16 protein-coding genes and 2 tRNA genes are annotated in these 16,517 nt (G+C 43.5%); 8 read left to right on the forward strand and 10 right to left on the reverse strand.

Annotation, left to right across the window (positions count from 1 at the left end):
* Positions 1-83: 83 nt before the first annotated feature.
* Positions 84-1,499 carry an NAD(P)/FAD-dependent oxidoreductase gene (locus tag BM008_RS06945; protein ID WP_394328921.1) on the reverse strand — a complete coding sequence of 472 codons (1,416 nt, stop codon included), beginning with the start codon at positions 1,497-1,499 and terminating at the stop codon, positions 84-86.
* A 45-nt stretch (positions 1,500-1,544) separates the two neighbouring features.
* A complete protein-coding gene (locus BM008_RS06950) occupies positions 1,545-2,612 on the reverse strand; it encodes a formate--phosphoribosylaminoimidazolecarboxamide ligase (RefSeq protein WP_091935260.1) in 1,068 nt (355 codons plus the stop codon).
* A 140-nt stretch (positions 2,613-2,752) separates the two neighbouring features.
* On the opposite strand from BM008_RS06950, the gene BM008_RS06955 reads away from it, so the two are divergent.
* Genes BM008_RS06955 through BM008_RS06965 form a run of 3 tightly spaced genes read left to right on the forward strand, consistent with a single transcriptional unit; the run spans position 2,753 to position 5,200 of the window.
* Positions 2,753-3,763, forward strand: a complete 1,011-nt coding sequence (locus BM008_RS06955; RefSeq protein WP_091935263.1) for an ArsR/SmtB family transcription factor — start codon at positions 2,753-2,755, stop codon at positions 3,761-3,763.
* A gap of 16 nt (positions 3,764-3,779) precedes the next feature.
* Positions 3,780-4,595 (forward strand): tRNA pseudouridine(38-40) synthase TruA, encoded by an 816-nt coding sequence (truA, locus tag BM008_RS06960; RefSeq protein ID WP_091935266.1) that lies wholly within the window; start codon positions 3,780-3,782, stop codon positions 4,593-4,595.
* A 29-nt stretch (positions 4,596-4,624) separates the two neighbouring features.
* The gene (locus tag BM008_RS06965; protein ID WP_091935268.1) at positions 4,625-5,200 is read left to right on the forward strand and encodes a M48 metallopeptidase family protein; all 576 of its coding nucleotides are present in this window, start codon (positions 4,625-4,627) and stop codon (positions 5,198-5,200) included.
* Here BM008_RS06965 and BM008_RS06970 read toward each other — a convergent pair.
* The 5 genes from BM008_RS06970 to BM008_RS06990 all read right to left on the reverse strand — a co-directional run bounded on the left by BM008_RS06970 (position 5,188) and on the right by BM008_RS06990 (position 9,518).
* Positions 5,188-6,219, reverse strand: coding sequence for a TRM11 family SAM-dependent methyltransferase (locus tag BM008_RS06970; RefSeq protein WP_091935271.1), 1,032 nt, complete (start codon positions 6,217-6,219; stop codon positions 5,188-5,190). The genes BM008_RS06965 and BM008_RS06970 overlap by 13 nt on opposite strands.
* 83 nt (positions 6,220-6,302) lie before the next feature.
* The gene (locus tag BM008_RS06975; protein WP_091935274.1) at positions 6,303-6,590 is read right to left on the reverse strand and encodes a YunC family protein; all 288 of its coding nucleotides are present in this window, start codon (positions 6,588-6,590) and stop codon (positions 6,303-6,305) included.
* A 26-nt stretch (positions 6,591-6,616) separates the two neighbouring features.
* Positions 6,617-7,405, reverse strand: a complete 789-nt coding sequence (locus BM008_RS06980; protein ID WP_091935277.1) for a hypothetical protein — start codon at positions 7,403-7,405, stop codon at positions 6,617-6,619.
* A gap of 9 nt (positions 7,406-7,414) precedes the next feature.
* Positions 7,415-8,311: a type II methionyl aminopeptidase gene (gene map / locus BM008_RS06985; protein WP_091935281.1), complete on the reverse strand. Its 897-nt coding sequence runs from the start codon at positions 8,309-8,311 to the stop codon at positions 7,415-7,417.
* Positions 8,312-8,342: 31 nt separating this feature from the next.
* Positions 8,343-9,518 carry a M24 family metallopeptidase gene (locus BM008_RS06990; protein WP_091935284.1) on the reverse strand — a complete coding sequence of 392 codons (1,176 nt, stop codon included), beginning with the start codon at positions 9,516-9,518 and terminating at the stop codon, positions 8,343-8,345.
* 215 nt (positions 9,519-9,733) lie between these two features.
* Between BM008_RS06990 and BM008_RS06995 the strand changes: the two genes are divergently transcribed.
* Both BM008_RS06995 and BM008_RS07000 read left to right on the forward strand, forming a co-directional pair.
* The gene (locus BM008_RS06995) at positions 9,734-10,123 is read left to right on the forward strand and encodes a DUF5658 family protein (protein WP_091935287.1); all 390 of its coding nucleotides are present in this window, start codon (positions 9,734-9,736) and stop codon (positions 10,121-10,123) included.
* Between the two features lie 1,448 nt (positions 10,124-11,571).
* The gene (locus BM008_RS07000) at positions 11,572-12,015 is read left to right on the forward strand and encodes a PH domain-containing protein (RefSeq protein WP_091935290.1); all 444 of its coding nucleotides are present in this window, start codon (positions 11,572-11,574) and stop codon (positions 12,013-12,015) included.
* Positions 12,016-12,335: 320 nt separating this feature from the next.
* Here BM008_RS07000 and BM008_RS07005 read toward each other — a convergent pair.
* The 3 genes from BM008_RS07005 to BM008_RS07015 form a co-directional block, all read right to left on the reverse strand.
* A tRNA-Asp gene (locus tag BM008_RS07005) sits at positions 12,336-12,408 on the reverse strand.
* 85 nt (positions 12,409-12,493) lie between these two features.
* Positions 12,494-12,602: transfer RNA gene (locus tag BM008_RS07010), tRNA-Tyr, on the reverse strand.
* Between the two features lie 241 nt (positions 12,603-12,843).
* Complete coding sequence (locus BM008_RS07015; RefSeq protein WP_091935294.1) at positions 12,844-14,040, reverse strand: methionine adenosyltransferase; 1,197 nt, start codon at positions 14,038-14,040, stop codon at positions 12,844-12,846.
* A 264-nt stretch (positions 14,041-14,304) separates the two neighbouring features.
* Between BM008_RS07015 and hisG the strand changes: the two genes are divergently transcribed.
* From hisG to hisB, 3 genes are read left to right on the forward strand one after another with little or no spacing between them, the layout of a single operon-like run.
* Positions 14,305-15,159, forward strand: coding sequence for an ATP phosphoribosyltransferase (gene hisG / locus BM008_RS07020; RefSeq protein ID WP_091935297.1), 855 nt, complete (start codon positions 14,305-14,307; stop codon positions 15,157-15,159).
* Between the two features lie 6 nt (positions 15,160-15,165).
* Positions 15,166-15,906: a 1-(5-phosphoribosyl)-5-[(5-phosphoribosylamino)methylideneamino]imidazole-4-carboxamide isomerase gene (hisA, locus tag BM008_RS07025; protein WP_091935300.1), complete on the forward strand. Its 741-nt coding sequence runs from the start codon at positions 15,166-15,168 to the stop codon at positions 15,904-15,906.
* A 32-nt stretch (positions 15,907-15,938) separates the two neighbouring features.
* Positions 15,939-16,514 (forward strand): imidazoleglycerol-phosphate dehydratase HisB, encoded by a 576-nt coding sequence (hisB, locus tag BM008_RS07030; RefSeq protein WP_091935304.1) that lies wholly within the window; start codon positions 15,939-15,941, stop codon positions 16,512-16,514.
* The last annotated feature ends 3 nt before the right edge of the window (positions 16,515-16,517 follow it).

The following is a 16,517-nucleotide window of genomic DNA, read 5'->3' on the forward strand; positions in this document are numbered from 1 at the left end:
ATTCCCCTCTGATGCATTGATTCTATTGATAAATGCGTCATACCCCAAACTTCACCCAAACCATCATTATGCGAGGTTCCTCTTTACTTCTTGTTCACATGAAATGCTATACCTCTGGCAGCGAGCACACCGGTTGCTGATGAGTTGATCAGGTCACGTGAAAGGCCCGCACCATCCCCTGCAACGAATAGCGAAGGTATATTTGTCTGCATTGTGTGATCAACATCTATTTTCAGAGAGTAGAACTTAACCTCTGGTGCATACAGAAGAGTACAATCCGAATCCACACCTGGAATGATCATACTCAGAACTTCCAGACCTTCAATGATATCCATCACCATCCTGTGAGGCAATGCCATGGAGATATCCCCTGGAGTTACATCTTTGAGCGTATTGACAACTGCATTCCTGGCAATCCGACTGCTTGTGGACCTGCGACCTCTCTTCAGATCACCGAGTCTCTGAATAACAGGCCGACCCCCACCGATAGTGGTTGCAAGTTTTGCCACTGACCTCCCGTATTTGATCGTATTCTCCATTGGATGTGTCAGTTCCACATGTACAAGGAAAGCAAAATTAGTGTTCTCAGAAACCTTACTGTGCATGGAATGACCATTGGTCGCAACAAAACCCTCATACTCTTCCTTGACCACAAATCCATGCTCGTTCGTACAGAAGGTCCTCACATGATCATCATACCTGCGAGTGTATATATGGAATTTAGGATCATGATTTATCTTTGTAACAGGATCCATTATAACAGAAGGAACTTCCACACGAACTCCGATATCCACTCCACTGTATGAGTAACGGATCGAATGTCTTGAAACAAGACAGTTCATCCATTCGTAACCCACCCTTCCCGGAGCCAGAAGTGTGTACTTCGACCTGATAGACTTGTCTCCAAGTCGAACACCCCTGCATTTCTCATCTTCTACAATGATGTCCGTTACCTTTGATCCCAGAAGAAATGAAATACCTTTTGAAACAAGGTCATCTTTCATGCTGGCTATAAGAATGGTCGAATTATCCGAACCAATATGGCGCTGATCGATATCTATGAACCTTGCTCCTGCAGAAGCCGCCCTGCGTTTCAACATCTCAGCATCTTTTCCTGTGGCGGAATATACTTTCTGAGGAGCCCCATACTTCAGATAGATACTATCCACGTAGTCAACAAGTTCCCATGCACTTTCATCATCACCTGTGAACTCGGAAAGATCCCCACCGATATCAGGCCTTAGATTCAGCGTCCCGTCAGAATAAGCACCTGCACCCCCAACACCACAAAGAATGGAACATGGAGTACAGTGATCGCATGAGGATACAGAGGACATGGGACAATATCTTTTATCGATGTCCTTACCAGAGTCAATAACAAGCACCTTCAGGCACAGCTCTGCCAGCTCATAGGCAGCAAAGAGCCCTGCGGGTCCTGCACCTACTATAATAACATCAAAGTCGATGACAGCATTGCCACTTGTCAGATCAGAAATAATAACACACCCATGATCCTTAAAGGACCATAGGTAATATTGTAAGTATTAAGATAAGATCTTATCCAGTTGACCTGTGGTACTGGCGAGTCTGATCTCCTGTGCGATCCTCTTTCCTGTGGAAAGGTCCGGTTCGACAAGATCGGAATAAGGAGAACCTGCAAGATAGATGTTGGTACCTGCAACAATACGTGCGGATATCTCAAAGACCTTGATCTCAAGTTTGTCAGTAACTACTGTCTCAAGACAGAAAGGACCGATCATACCGTCGAATAGTTCAAGTGACTGCTCAACTACCTTTTCTCCGAGAGAGAATATCTTTGGGAGAAGAGATTCCCTTGCAACCAGAGGGACATTTCCTGTAACCACATATGATGGGATGATACCTGCTTCCTCGAGTTCCTTCGGGGAACCGAGCCTGAATATCTCATCGGCGTTGGACTCTACCCTGCGGTCCATACTGAGCATCTCAAGGATACCTGTACTGAGCTTGTAACCTTCTTCCCTTAGCGGGGAATAGAAGAAATGAAGATAATACCTTGTTCCTACCATGAATTCCTGGATGGTGACCTTCTCGTTAGGATCGACATGCTCCTTGTACTCCTCGTAGTTCTTGGCAATAAAGAAACCACGTCCACCTTTTGCACCATGGTACTTGACCATGACAGGACCGTTTATCTCTTCAGGTTTGACGAGCTTTGGCATCTCAAGACCAGCGCTCTCCAGCCACTGACGTTCCATCTCTCTGTCGGATTCCCATTCAAGTACTGCTCTGTTACCGAATGTAGGAATAGCCATTTCTGCAAATGTCTCAGCACCCATATATTCAACAAATGAGCCGTGAGGAATGACTATAGAGTTCTTTGCCTTAAGTTCATCAAGGATATTCGGTATTTCCTTATAGCTGTCAACAACGATAAATTCGTCCGGTTTTGCAAGCGGAAAAGCATCATAGAATCTTGGAGGTTCTTTTACACAGATACCTATAGTTCTGAAGCCTTCTTTCCTTGCGCCGTAGAATATCTGAAGGCTTGAATGAGAACAAACAGTGGCAATGCTCAGATCATCAAGGTCGTAGTTCTCAACAATTTCCATTATTCGTTCTTTAGTTATCATGATGTAATAGCCCCTAGAATTTACCACATATTATTCTGTCCATACTTTAACTTTACGAGTTGTTCACCCGATAAAGAAGACTTCGAACAGAATTGAACCTAAAGGAAACAATATAAATCAATGTTTATATACTACGACCTATGGGAGATAACGAAGAAACTACCAATTCTGACAAAGTCCTCATTCTTCCGCTCAGTGAGGACTCGAAGAAGATCACCCAGATACTTTCAAATGAAAAAGCAATGAAAATGCTTGATATCCTTGCAGATGATCCAATGTCTGCCAGCGATGTCGCTGAAAAGCTCGACCTTCCACTTACAACTGTCAAATACAACCTTGATGGACTCGTCGAAGCTAATCTCATCAAAGTTAAAGAGACAAAATGGAGCAAAAAGGGCAGGCAGATAAAGATATACGAACCGGTCCAGAAGTTTATTGTCGTTGCTCCGGGAAGTACCAAAGATGACAGATCATCGATAATCAGCATGCTGAAGAAATACCTTGGACTTGTTGCAGGAGCAGTGTTTGCCGCAACCGGGCTGGAAGCCATCACACGGAATTTGGGCATGGGAGCCACAAGCACCATGTCACAGGATGCTGCAACTGCTCCGGTCCCCGAAGAGGAGCCAATGGCATTCATGGCAAAGGACGTTGCTGAAGATGATGTAATGGCAGAGGGGGGCATGGAAAGTGAAGAAGTATTAGAAGAAAATGCCATGGAGATGGACACCGATGGTCTTGGAGATGTTGAAGTGGCAGATGAAGCGGCCATGGATGTTGATGTCCAGCAGGAGATGCCCGTTGAAGAAACAATGGAATACGATGTACCTACAGAGGACATGGCATCAGACGGTCTTACAGGTGTCGATGATGTAAGTCCTGAGATGCTTGCATCCTCTGCTTCAAATGGAAGTGAAGCAGGAACAGACCTGATGAGAGAAGGGGTCATGAATGCTACAGGGAACCAGACCGAAATGTTTCCAATGACACAGACATTCACCGACAACATGACAACGGTTGCTGAACCTGCAAGCGGTATATTCAGGGACGGGATCCTTTCACATGTAAGCGTATGGTTCTTTTTCGGATGTCTCTTCGTTATTGCTTTGCTATTTGTAAGAGAAATGTATTATAGAAAAAAGAACATATGAAGCCTGAGTGAATGGTATGAGAGTTGCTCTGAAAGTAGCATACGTAGGCACAGGTTATCATGGATCACAGGTCCAGCCTGATGTTGCAACGATAGAAGGCGAATTGTTCAATGCACTCACAGACCTTGAGATCATAGATGATCCAAAGTCTGCACGTTTTTCAAGTTCAGGACGAACCGACGCAGGTGTACATGCAAGAGAACAGGTAGTTGCATTCAATACTGACAAACCCAATCTTGCAATACCAAGGGTCATCAATTCAAAGCTCCCAAACTCCATCTGGGCATGGGCACATGCAGAAGTACCAGATGATTTTGATCCACGAAGATGGGCTGTCAGCCGCAAGTACAGATATATTATGAGCGGGGAGCAATATGATATTTCTAAAATAAGAGCTGCTTCCAAGATCCTTGTGGGAGAACATGATTTTGCTAATTTCTGCAGTAAGGATGAAGATAAGAGCACTGTAAGGAATGTAGAAAGGATAGATGTCCGCGTCAGCGGTACACTCACCAAGATAGACATCCAGGCAAATAGTTTTCTCTGGAATATGGTAAGGAAGATCGTCACTGCCCTTACAATGGTTGGAAGCGGAGTAAGGGATGAGGAATGGCTTACCCAGATGCTTGATCCGGAATCATATGAGGAAGGGCTGGAGCCAGCTTCAGCATACGGACTCACACTCATGGAAGTGAAATACCCTGACCCCATAGACTGGTGTGAGGACGGTTATGCAATACGCAGAGCCGATGAGAACGTCCATGATTATATGGTCCGTCACCGAGTCATGGCAGAAGTTATGGAAAGTCTTGTTCCAAGAGAAGAAAGGTAAGATACCTTTCACTTTTTTCAATACGACAAATGCAGCTTCAGGCAACGATAAAGGACATGGTCATTGACTATGAGCTTATCCACAGGGATGTGAAGAACCCAAGACTTGAGTTCAAAGAAGGAAAACTATACCTGATAGTCCCACATGCACACAAAGACCATGAAATGATAATCCATCGGCATCGCAGATGGATCTACAACCGATATTCCCGGATGCAGAAGCTAAAGGATATCACCAGGGATGTAGAGCTTGTAGCTGAACGGTCTGTTCAGGAACTAAAGGAAATTGTACATTCTTTTATTGAAAAGACCGGACAGGAGCTTGCGGTCGAACCAAAAAGGACCGGCTTTCGCAGAATGAGAACAAAATGGGGAAGCTGTAGTTCAAAAGGAAACCTGAACTTCAACAGCTATATGAGACATCTGCCCGATAATATGATAGAATACATCGTATTTCACGAGATGGTCCATCTTATAGAACTAAATCACAGCCAGCGATTCTGGAACCACATACAGAAGCGATTCCCGGATTACAAAGAATACGAGAACATGCTTGCTGCCTACTGGTCACTGATCCATGATCGATATGTGGCTCAGTCCTTATAAAGTACCGTGAACGTACGTGTCAGGCTCTTGTGTACCTTTTGTGTAAATACATCAGCTATCGTGAACCCTGCATTCTCTGCGAATTCCTCCACCTTGATCTCTGAGACAACAACTGCAAGTTTTCCCTGTTTAAGAACACGATACATCTCTACGAAGGAATCAGTGTAAAGATGATGTAGTGACTCTGCTCTGATAGCTGCTGAGCGACCGTAAGGTGGATCAGTAACAATAGCATCAACTGATGAGTCCTTGAGTGGCACACGACATGCATCACCTACCAGAAGTGAATGGTCTGCATCATATTCATCAAGGTTCATCTTTGCACCATGTGAGATCATGTGACGAACTTCGATACCGATAACATGAGCACCTATAAGTCCACCTTCCACAAGGATACCTGCTGTACCACTGAACGGATCAAAAAGTGTCTCTCCATCTCTTACCTGTGAGATGTTCACCAATGCTCTTGCAACCCTTGGCATGAGAACTCCCGGATAGAAGAATGGTTTCTTATGTGGGGCCCTGTGTTCATAAGCACCCCTGTCAATAGAGGCTACAACCGAACCAAGTACTGCCATATCGGTCATGATGAAACGGAACGTTACATCAGGGTCCTTCAGGTTCGCCCTGAAACCCTTGCGATAGATACTGCCTCCAAGTCTTCCCTCTATGAATTCCCTTTTGACATCCCCGTGGTGATGCACCCTTTTTGCACGGACAACATATGTCTGGCCTTCTGACAGATGAGCGGAAAGGTCCGACCTGTCGCACATATCAATAATAGGATCTGCCTCAACCTCACAGATACCCACCACTTTTAGTATATGGTGGGACATTGCAAGCCTCCCGGCTATGAAAGTGAGCTTCTCATCGATGTCCTCACCTTCTATATCAAGCACGAGACAATTGTCATAGGAGGCATGCTCCCTGTACTCAAGACCTTCCATTGAAAGACATGCAAAAACCTCTTTACACGGCAGGACAGCGTGCTCCCCGGATAACTCAAAAGCATACAGCATAATAACGCAATAGAGAATAGAAGTAGTATTTAAAGCGTTTCAATGAAGATATCTGCTAAAAGAAAAATTAAAAGGGATCTTTATCAGAACATCAGTTCCAGTGCTTCCTTCCCGGTCATACCTACCTTGATACCAAGATCTATAGCCTCAGGAGTGGCACCTACGACCTGTGCCTTGAGCACGTCATCAAATGTATTTACACCTTTAACCTTGACCGCAACATCCCCAAGGACACCGGCAGTATCAAGATCAAGATAACCACACATGACAAAACCTTTGTCAGCCCTGATAACAAGCAGAGGAGCTTTCTGCATCTGGAAGCTCAGGCCCATGGCCGAACCATTCTCAAGTTCTATCTTCTCGATCTGCATAGCTTATCACCACTTTTTCAGTCATATTAAAAGCTCTTAAATGTATCGGACCTCAATTTATCAAGCAGGTCATCAGTGATCCCCGGAAATATCCTTTCAAGGAAAGATGTAGTATCATCTTCAGCATCTGAAGTGGAAACGGAAGTGTTTACATCAGTTTCCATTACAGGGATCTCTGGTTCCTCTACTGAGAAATACACTGTCACCTCACCAGTGAAACCAAACTCTCCAGAGATATGGGTCCCGTCTTCATCCTCTTTTATAGACTCATTATCTATACCATCCACAGATATGAACTTCAGTTCTGAAGGGAGAGAAATTGTCACATCGGTATCCGGTTCTCCCTGGAACCACATATTAGAACCGTCTTCTGTCAGTGGTGTTCTGAACTCATAGAGGACCTGGTAATTGTTGACTATATCCTTCCTTTCATTGGTCGGACCCAGCAGTTCATTGGACATGGTGGTTTCAACACCCAGAAGAGTGACATTCTTTGAGGAATTATCTATCTTCACATCCATTTTTTTCTCAATGGATTCCTGGAACGATCTGCTGGTCTTTACATCCGCCTTCAATAGTTCCCATGCACTGACGAAATTATCATTGTCACCGAACTCCACATCAATGAAAGATTTGAATATGACAGATCTATCATCGGAATACTTCTCAGTGTATTCCCATACCATATCATCTGTTCCTACCGTTATCTCATTGCTCCACTCATATGCAGCACTTGCCGGAAGAATAAGCATCGAGAATAACATTATGAACATTAAAAGTGATCTGAGCTTCAACTGACCGCATCCCTTTGTCATTTTAACAGATTATCTTGTAGTTACCTCACATCCGTCATCTGTGACGATGACCGTGTGCTCGGTCTGAGAGACCATTCCGCCACCCACTTCTTTGAGCACCGGATAGGAATGAATGATACCAGACCTTTCAAGCTGCATTAGAGCAAAATCCAGTTGAGGGCTCTTAAGCCATCTCTTTGCGAACGGAAGTGTCTTGTACTGCTCAAGCTCCTTCAGAAGTTTTCTTGCTGCAGGTAAACGAACAGGTTTTTTGCCTACGAGCTGGAAGATCTCTGTGAGAGAACCGTCAACTACCTTGCCAACACCATCCGTAGCGAAAGGCTCGATAGCAATGAAGTCACCGGTCTTTAGCTCGACACCCATTCCCATTCTCCTGTTAGGGATACTTGGAGGTGCATGTGGTATGTACCTTGCAAGGCCGTGTCCTGTGAGATTGCCGACTGGTTTGAAACCGTGGGAGATTATCGCATCCTCTATGGCAGCACCAACATCTGCGGTGTTCACACCATTCTTCACTGTGTCGATAGCTGCTTCAAGTCCGGCCTCAGAAGCCTTTACAAGGTCCGTGTAATCACCTGAGAGGTCGATCGTTATAGCAGAATCTGCAATGTATCCATCCACGTGAACACCAAGATCGAGTTTGATCACGTCCTCACCAAAGACAGTGGTATCGCCTGCAAGCGGAGTTGCATGTGCAGCTTCATCGTTACGGGATATATTACAGGGGAACGCAGAACCATCTGCTCCAAGCTCTATTGCCCTGTTCTCTACGAACTCGGCGATCTCAAGCAGACTAACGCCCACCTTTATCCTGTCTTTTGCCTCACTCCTTACCTGTGAGAGTATCTTTCCTGCTGTGACATATTTGTCAATGATCTCTTCGATCTCCTGGACTTTATCAGCCATTTAAAATCTCCTGTAAACTCGTGTACCGGGACTAATATACAAATCTCTTTTCCATTTCCGTCAGGTTCTCATGACCATCTGATGTCACAAGGATGAGGTCCTCAAGGCGAATACCGCCTACATCAGGATAGTACAATCCCGGTTCTATTGTGATGATGTTGCCTTCTTCAAGTTCAACATCGCTGTTACCTACAAAGGGAAGCTCATGGATCTCAAGACCCACACCATGTCCTGTGGAGTGGATGAAACCTACATTTGAACCTTCCCTGATAGTGTCATAACCTCTCTCTTTGAACACGTCACATACCTTGTTATGGATATCGCTGCATTTGACACCTGGTTTGACCATAGCTATACCTGCTTCCTGTGCGGCAAGAACAGCTTCGTACATGTCTGCCAATTTCTCGGAAGGTTCACCTTTTAGAACGGTCCTGGTCATATCAGCAAAATATCTTTCCTTCTTGCTGCGTGGGAAAATATCGATAACTATTGGTTCGTTGGCCTTGAGCGGACCTTCACCTTCCCAGTGAGGATTCGAAGAACCTGTGCCTCCGGCAACGATGGTGCTGTCAGATTCACATCCATGCTCAAGGAGGGTCATATCGATCTCTTTGCGAACCATTTCAGATGTCAGGGCAAATCCATGATAAGTGAGTACTCCCTCAACAACCTCTGACTTCCTTACCATCTCAGCAGCAGCTTTCATTGAACTGTTACAGGCATCCTGCACCTTTTTCACAATATCTGACTCTGAAGAAGCCTTCTTTGAACGCAACTGCGCGAACGGGCTTTTCATGGCCTCGATCGAGAAACCTTCTTCTTTGAGGGTCTGGGCAATATAATATGGAAAATCCCTTGGAACTGCCACCCTTTTTGCACCGCCTTTCTGCAGTACCTCTGCAATGCAGTCACAATACGCGAGTGAAGGGTCCTTTCTTTCTTTCACCTTTGCCCTGTAATCAAGGTCCTGTAATGTGCGGATGTCAGATACCCTTGATTCGATCTCTGCCCTGCCACGCTCCATATCCGAGATCAGAAGTGTCTCTTTACCATCCTTTGTCTGGAAATATGCAAACTGGTCTGAAGCAAAGAAATGCGTAGCATAGAAGATGTCTGCATTGTTCGAATTCCCTACCATCAGATATACATCTGACCTGTGGCTTTCCAGTTCAGCGGAAATATCAATGGGAACTGTTGATGAGGTCATAGTATTATCTAGTAGTTACTAGTACAAAATTGTTATCAAATGTATGACCTGAAATAAGAAGCAGGAAATAACAATCCCTTTTTTTTGGCAATATTGATCAAAAGTGCTATGTCCATAGAATTGGAGATATTGGTACATTCAACTACATATTATGTACATGAACATAGGATCCATTCACATCCCTGTTATATACAGCTCCATGAAAACCAACTATTATGCACAACGCAAACCTGTACTATTCACAGTTCGAAAATGTATCTGATTTCCTGAGGGATGTCAAATATATAATTGTGTTCTATGTACTGGGAGATTTCCTGACGACGGCCCATGCCTTGAATTACGGATTCGAGGAAAATGATTTTCTGGCTGTTATTATGCAGAACTATGGTGTTGGCTCCCTTCTTATATTGAAGATCCTGTTCCTTGCGATCGTATATTGGAATTACAGAATGCTCAAGGAATCTGGCTCCAGATGGATGGATCTTCTGTGGGTCATGTCAAGGAAATGCATTGCGCTTGTAGGATTGTTCCTGGTGGTGAACAACCTGATGGTCATTTTCATGGAATGCAGCTTGCTGCAGGTGATCCAGACCATGGCAATATGATCAAAAACGAAAGCAAACAAAAACGTGATCAAAAAACGGTTGAAAAACGTGATTAAAAAACGACTAAAAACGGGATCGAAAAACGAAGGCAAAAACGGAAACTACAAATTCCACCATTATTTTTTCAATTGCCAGTCGCCAATTGTTCTTTTCTGATATCATGAGAAACATGATATATTCCCACTATTCACCTTTATCTCATTTTCATAGGGAACAGCTGATATATCAGCATTTAATCCTACCGGATTATGGATCCTTGTTAGAAACATAGATGTGACCTTTTGAAAACATGCCAGAAATAGCAGAAAAAAAATTAGATCGATCCTTTAAAGAACGAAAGGTCCTATTTGAAAAGTTCATCTGACAATAGCTGAGAACAGACTCAGAGACAACATCAGTAAAATATATACTGAAACAAGAAGCAGAAGTTTTGCAGCTGTTGATTTTCCTGACCTGTCGAACATAACAGTCTGCAAAAACAATTAAATGATATAAATAGATTTCTTTTTGCTTGAGACTAGTCCACATTTATTAGGATGAACAAATTAAAAAAGTATCAGACCTGAACAATATGCCCCATGGACCTTTTGTCAGAAATGACAGATCGGATGGCCGGAGAAGATTCAACTTTAGAGGGGTTTCGTTTTTCGAAGTAGCTTTAGGAGAACGCTAGAATAATCATAGGCTCTTACCGATCTGTCTAGGCCATAGTAAAGACAGGATCATATTTCAATGTTACGAATGACTATTTTTGTAATATTTTGTATGCACCTTCAATATATTCTCATAGTAGAGTGCAAGCAATGATACATATCCAGAAGGACCTATATCACAAATATACATAGGTACTGAGTATTACACGATGTAAGGGGATAAAAAAAGAAAGATGGAATAGATATGACAGTGAATATTGATGATCAAATATTCACAAAACCAACGAACAGAACGACTCCTAACAAAAGCAACATATATAGAACTCCAACGAACATGACCTTAACTATATTTGAATTACCAGAATCATTCATATAATACCACGGAATAGTAAAAACAGACATAGCATAAATTATTTTCTATTTTTATATTTTAATTAAATAATAGTGGTCTGCACACATACGAACAGGACAGGCACTCACCTCCAAAATGTGAGCTCACATGGATGTTCTATACAGAGGCCAGTTACAACTATTTCACAGGGCACCATAAGGCTGCATCGATAAAATTGAAGATCATGAGCAACTATGTAATGGGAATGTCATCAAAATAAAAGAGAGAACTTTCCATTAGCTTCTTTTTAAGCAAATTTCAGATGACATCGTATCGATCATACGCTATATAGACTATAGGTCAATATTGCGGGATAAGATAGACAGACAAGATATGAGGGCACAAAATATAAACCAAAAATACTACAATATCTGAAAAATATTTGTCAGTTTTTGGTGGTACAAATGAGATACATCAAGGATAATTTAAAACCAGGCGAATGGGTTGTTTTCGAAACTGAAATGCACTGGGCAGTTATCATTTATGCGATAATATTAGGGATCCCACTTTATTATGTGCATTGGGCACTATATTTTGTACCTTCGTTATATTTGCTCCCCCTCTACGGAAGTACAGAAGTTTCAGTAACTAATCAACGCATAGTTATGAAACATGGTTTTCTTACAACGAATATTGATGAGATCTTTCTGGATAAAATAAATAACATTACTCTTAAGCAGGGATTGCCCGGGATAATGCTTGGATATGGCAGTGTCCATGTCCATACAGCTTCAATGTTTGGAAAAAAGTATTTTCTTTTTATGAAGGATCCAGCAAAACTAAAGGATGTAGTATCAGAGCAAGCTGCTAACTGCAGACAAAAGGAAACAAGCAAATGGCAGATATAAGTGAGGCAGACAGATCAGAACGGTCACCTAACGTACCTACTAACCTGTCATATACCTGCAAGTCCTGAAACCAGTACTATGGCAAATAACATTATGATATACATGAAAGTGAACATCACAACTTTCAGAACACCAGAGTTACCATGATCATTCATACGCACCATATTAAGAGGTAAGGCAACTCCCTATAAATAATCAGTTAAAATGTAATAATTATTAAAATACTAGCTATGAAACGAGTGAAAACAAAATACAATTCAGTCATTGATAATAAACAAAAAGAGAAAAAGACCCCGGTAAAACCGGGACTTGAGGTTTAGCGCCCGAACCGGGATTCGAACCCGGGTCGGAGCCTCGACAGGGCTCCATGATAGGCCTCTACACTATTCGGACACTGCGGATGATTTCGCTTGTGAGCACCCCTAAAAGGGCGTTCTTGTATATAAAGCTTTTTGTGCACCATTCATGATTTTGAAAGTCCCGCCTCCCAGACTCGAACCGGGGACATCGCGGTGCCTGCGCGTAATGTGATCATGTCACATGAATCAAACTACAGCCGCGCACTCTACCAACTGAGTTAAAGCGGGTCTTACAAATCATGCCTCTGCACGACATTGCCGTGCGATGCAACCCTCCAATACGCACAATAATACTTATCTCTTTCGCCGGAGAAGGCATCAAAGAGACATAGCATATAAAGAAAAGAACAGAAATTAACAGAATACGAAGACAAAATAATAGAATCTGCACTGAAACAGATAATATTCAGGAAGAATAATGAAAAAATAACAGGCGCAACCCCACAGTCGGGGCTGCCTTAAAGGTATATCAGAATGTATCGAGTTCGCCGCTGATCACCATCTGAGTGATCTTGGTAATGTCAGCAAGCCAGTCATCTATGACGACCTCGGTCTCAGCCCTTATGGAAGCAAAGTTCGCGCCATCTGCCGGAATGATCTGAGCACTTGCCACAAGTGGCTGGTCTATTGGCTGACCGATCTGTGAAAGGAGCTTGATATAGACATCCTCTACTTCAGGGACAGCCTTCACAATATCTTTTGCCATCTGGGTAGAGAGCAGGTTGTAGATCTTACCGATGTGGTTGATCGGGTTCTTACCACTGGTAGCTTCCATGCTCATTGGCCTGTTAGGAGTGATAAGACCGTTACAGCGGTTACCTCTTCCTACAGAACCATCATCACCCATCTCAGCAGAAGTACCGGTAACTGTCAGGAAGACAGAGTCACATTTCTCATTGTCAGCTGCATTGATGAAAGTATTGACTTTACGGTCTGTGCGCTTAAGTGCAAGATCGGTAACGTAATCTGCCATCTCTTCCTTGATATTGATATAGTGGTCCATGTCATCCACATGTCTGCCGACCATACCACAGCATATTGTCAGATTGATATCATCATTGTCCCTGAGACCCATGACCTTGATATCAGTTCCAATTCCAGGGATCTTCTTCTTCAGGTCTGTGATAAGCATCCTCTCTGACTCATAGACTATCTGCTCAAGTTCTGAGAAAGGAGCATGACCCACACCAAAAGAGGTGTCATTTGCTACAGGGACCCTGTCCCTGTTGAAAACATCTCTCAGATCTGATGAGCCTGTACCAAGCTTACAGTCTACTATGATATCACTTTCAAGATCAATATCCACAATTGTGTTTCTGATATAGTCCCTTGCTGCCCTGAGAGCAACGGACTCAGCAGGAATCTCTACACCTTCGAACTCCTTTGTTGCCCTTCCCACGAGCAATGTGTATATAGGCTGAGTGACCTCTCCGCCTCCAAACTGCGGATTCGAGCGTCCTGCCACGATCTGTGTCTCATCAGTATTGTGGTGAAGTACCACGCCACATTTTTCAATATATTCCTTACACAACGCACGGCTTACAGCCTCAGCAAGACCATCGGAGATACTGTCAGGGTGACCTACACCCTTTCTCTCAACAAGCTCGATCTGCTGTTTTTCCACCGGTGTTTCAATCAGGTGTTCGACTTTGATGTTTCGAATCATATTAATCCTCTTAAGTCTCTAAAAATCATTAAGTGACAAATGAAAGGTAAGAATAGATAATTAAGGTTTATTATGTATCCTTCGCTATACAGACTACTCATAATCTATATAATATTTTCCGTCTAAAATATAACTCATGGTAATTAAACGGGCACTCACAAATAAATATAGAAGAAGACAGGGCCAGCGTGAAACCTATATGCTATAAAAGTCTTTGAAAGAACGTTCAATTGACACTTATACTAATTTCACAGATGGATCCACATGATACGTATTGCAATACCCAATAAAGGGCGTCTCCACGACCCCACTGTAACCCTTCTCAAAGAGGCGGGGCTCCCTGTACTTGAAGGAGGAACAAGGAAACTTTTTGCTAAGACCACTGACCCTGAAATAACATATCTTTTTGCAAGGGCAGCAGATATCCCCGAGTATATCCAGGACGGTGCCGCAGATGTAGGTATCACAGGTCTTGACCTTATAGATGAGACAGGATCTGATGTAGAGATATTACTTGACCTCAAGTTCGGCGGAGCAAAACTTGTTCTGGCCGTACCTGAAGATTCGAGCATAAGCTCTGCAAAACAACTTGAAGGAATGCGCGTCGCCACTGAGTTCCCAAATATCACAGCTAAGTACTTCAAGAACCTCGGAGTGAACATTGAAGTAATAAAGGTAAGTGGTGCCTGTGAAATGACACCTCATGTTGGTATCGCTGATGCGATCGTCGATATCTCCAGTTCAGGAACAACACTTGTAACCAACCATCTGAAGATGATAGAAGAGGTATTCACATCATCGGTATACCTCATTGCCAATAAGAAGACACTGGAGAACAACGGCAAGATAGAGCAGATCCAGACGGCTGTTGAAAGTGTGCTCAGGGCGAAAGGAAAACGCTACCTAATGATGAACGTTCCTGCAGATTCACTTGAAGTTGTCAAGAAGGTCCTGCCCGGAATGGGAGGTCCAACTGTCATGAAAGTAGAATCCGATGATTCCACTCTTGCAGTACATGCAGTGGTCGATGCAGGAAGCATCTTTGCCACGGTCGGCGAGCTCAAGAAGGCAGGTGCTAAGGACATACTTGTAGTGCCTATCGAGAGAATGATGCCCTGAGGTAGTATGAGCTTTGAAGTAATTCCTGCCGTGGATATGAGAAACGGCAAGTGCGTCCAGCTTGTCCAGGGAGTACCAGGGAGTGAGATGATATCACTTGATGACCCGGTAGCTGTGGCAAAGGACTGGGTATCACAGGGTGCAAAGACCCTGCACCTCATCGACCTTGACGGTGCCATCGATGGGAAGCGTAAGAATGCACCCATAATTGAGAGGATCGTCAAAGAATGTAAGCCACTTGGTATGGAGATACAGGTTGGCGGAGGAATTCGCTCCTTTGAAAATGCAGCTGAATTGTTAGACCTTGGTGTGGACAGGGTCATATTGAGTACGGCTGCAATAAACAACCCCCAGCTAGTAAAGGAACTTGCCGATGCTTTTGGCAGCGAGCACATAAATGTTGCACTGGACTCAAAAGATGGAAAGATCTCTATAGAAGGATGGAAGAAACAGTCCGAGTTCACAGCTGTTGAGATGGGGATAAAATTTGAAGAACTGGGAGCAGGCAGTATCCTTTTCACTAATATCGATAATGAAGGTCTTCTTCAGGGAGTTAACACAATACCTACTGAAGAACTTGTGAGCTCAGTGACCATTCCTGTGATAGCATCCGGAGGAGTTACAAAACTCGAGGACCTCATCGCACTGAAGAGAACAGGAGCCAGTGCAGTAGTAGTTGGAAGTGCATTATACACAGGAAAATTCACACTTCCAGAAGCAATAAATATTATCAGTTCTGACGTATAAAAGGACGGAAATATCATGAATCAGGTGCACCCATGAGAAAAGCAAACATATCACGCAAAACCAGCGAGACAGACATCAGTATCGAGCTGGACCTTGATGGAAAGGGAATTGCAGAGATCAGCACAGGAATTGGTTTTTTTGACCATATGCTCACTGCATTCACAAAACATGGGAACTTCGACCTTACAGTAAAAGCCACAGGTGACCTCATCGTTGACGATCATCACCTTATAGAGGATACCGGAATAGTTCTTGGACAGGTGATCGCAGAAGCACTTGGAACTAAAGCTGGGATCGCAAGGTTCGGAGAGGCACGCATACCTATGGATGAAGCACTTGCAACTGTAGCACTTGATCTTGGAGGACGTAGCTACCTTGTAATAGATGCAGAGTTCAAGGCTCCCAAAGTAGGAGAGTTCAGCACCCAGATGGTGGACCACTTCTTTGAGGCCATTGCCCAGAATGCAAAAATAAACATGCATGCTCATGTCTATGGAGATAATGACCACCACAAGATAGAGGCTCTTTTCAAGGCTTTTGCCTATGCACTCAGAAGGGCTGTGGCAATAGAAGGAGAAGGAATTAAAAGCACAAAAGGTGTGCTTTAACCT

Origin of the sequence: Methanolobus profundi (genome assembly GCF_900114835.1) — an archaeon.
GTDB lineage: Archaea > Halobacteriota > Methanosarcinia > Methanosarcinales > Methanosarcinaceae > Methanolobus > Methanolobus profundi.

Excerpts from the sequence above, each read along its gene's own strand:
- hisB (WP_091935304.1), top strand. The coding sequence starts at position 15,939 with ATGAGAAAAGCAAACATATCACGCAAAACCAGCGAGACAGACATCAGT.
- map (WP_091935281.1), bottom strand. The coding sequence starts at position 8,311 with ATGGCTGATAAAGTCCAGGAGATCGAAGAGATCATTGACAAATATGTC.
- BM008_RS06955 (WP_091935263.1), top strand. The coding sequence starts at position 2,753 with ATGGGAGATAACGAAGAAACTACCAATTCTGACAAAGTCCTCATTCTT.
- BM008_RS06965 (WP_091935268.1), top strand. The coding sequence starts at position 4,625 with ATGCAGCTTCAGGCAACGATAAAGGACATGGTCATTGACTATGAGCTT.
- BM008_RS06980 (WP_091935277.1), bottom strand. The coding sequence starts at position 7,405 with ATGACAAAGGGATGCGGTCAGTTGAAGCTCAGATCACTTTTAATGTTC.
- BM008_RS06995 (WP_091935287.1), top strand. The coding sequence starts at position 9,734 with ATGCACAACGCAAACCTGTACTATTCACAGTTCGAAAATGTATCTGAT.
- hisA (WP_091935300.1), top strand. The coding sequence starts at position 15,166 with ATGAGCTTTGAAGTAATTCCTGCCGTGGATATGAGAAACGGCAAGTGC.
- truA (WP_091935266.1), top strand. The coding sequence starts at position 3,780 with ATGAGAGTTGCTCTGAAAGTAGCATACGTAGGCACAGGTTATCATGGA.
- BM008_RS06950 (WP_091935260.1), bottom strand. The coding sequence starts at position 2,612 with ATGATAACTAAAGAACGAATAATGGAAATTGTTGAGAACTACGACCTT.
- BM008_RS07015 (WP_091935294.1), bottom strand. The coding sequence starts at position 14,040 with ATGATTCGAAACATCAAAGTCGAACACCTGATTGAAACACCGGTGGAA.
- hisG (WP_091935297.1), top strand. The coding sequence starts at position 14,305 with ATGATACGTATTGCAATACCCAATAAAGGGCGTCTCCACGACCCCACT.
- BM008_RS06970 (WP_091935271.1), bottom strand. The coding sequence starts at position 6,219 with ATGCTGTATGCTTTTGAGTTATCCGGGGAGCACGCTGTCCTGCCGTGT.
- BM008_RS06975 (WP_091935274.1), bottom strand. The coding sequence starts at position 6,590 with ATGCAGATCGAGAAGATAGAACTTGAGAATGGTTCGGCCATGGGCCTG.
- BM008_RS06990 (WP_091935284.1), bottom strand. The coding sequence starts at position 9,518 with ATGACCTCATCAACAGTTCCCATTGATATTTCCGCTGAACTGGAAAGC.
- BM008_RS07000 (WP_091935290.1), top strand. The coding sequence starts at position 11,572 with ATGAGATACATCAAGGATAATTTAAAACCAGGCGAATGGGTTGTTTTC.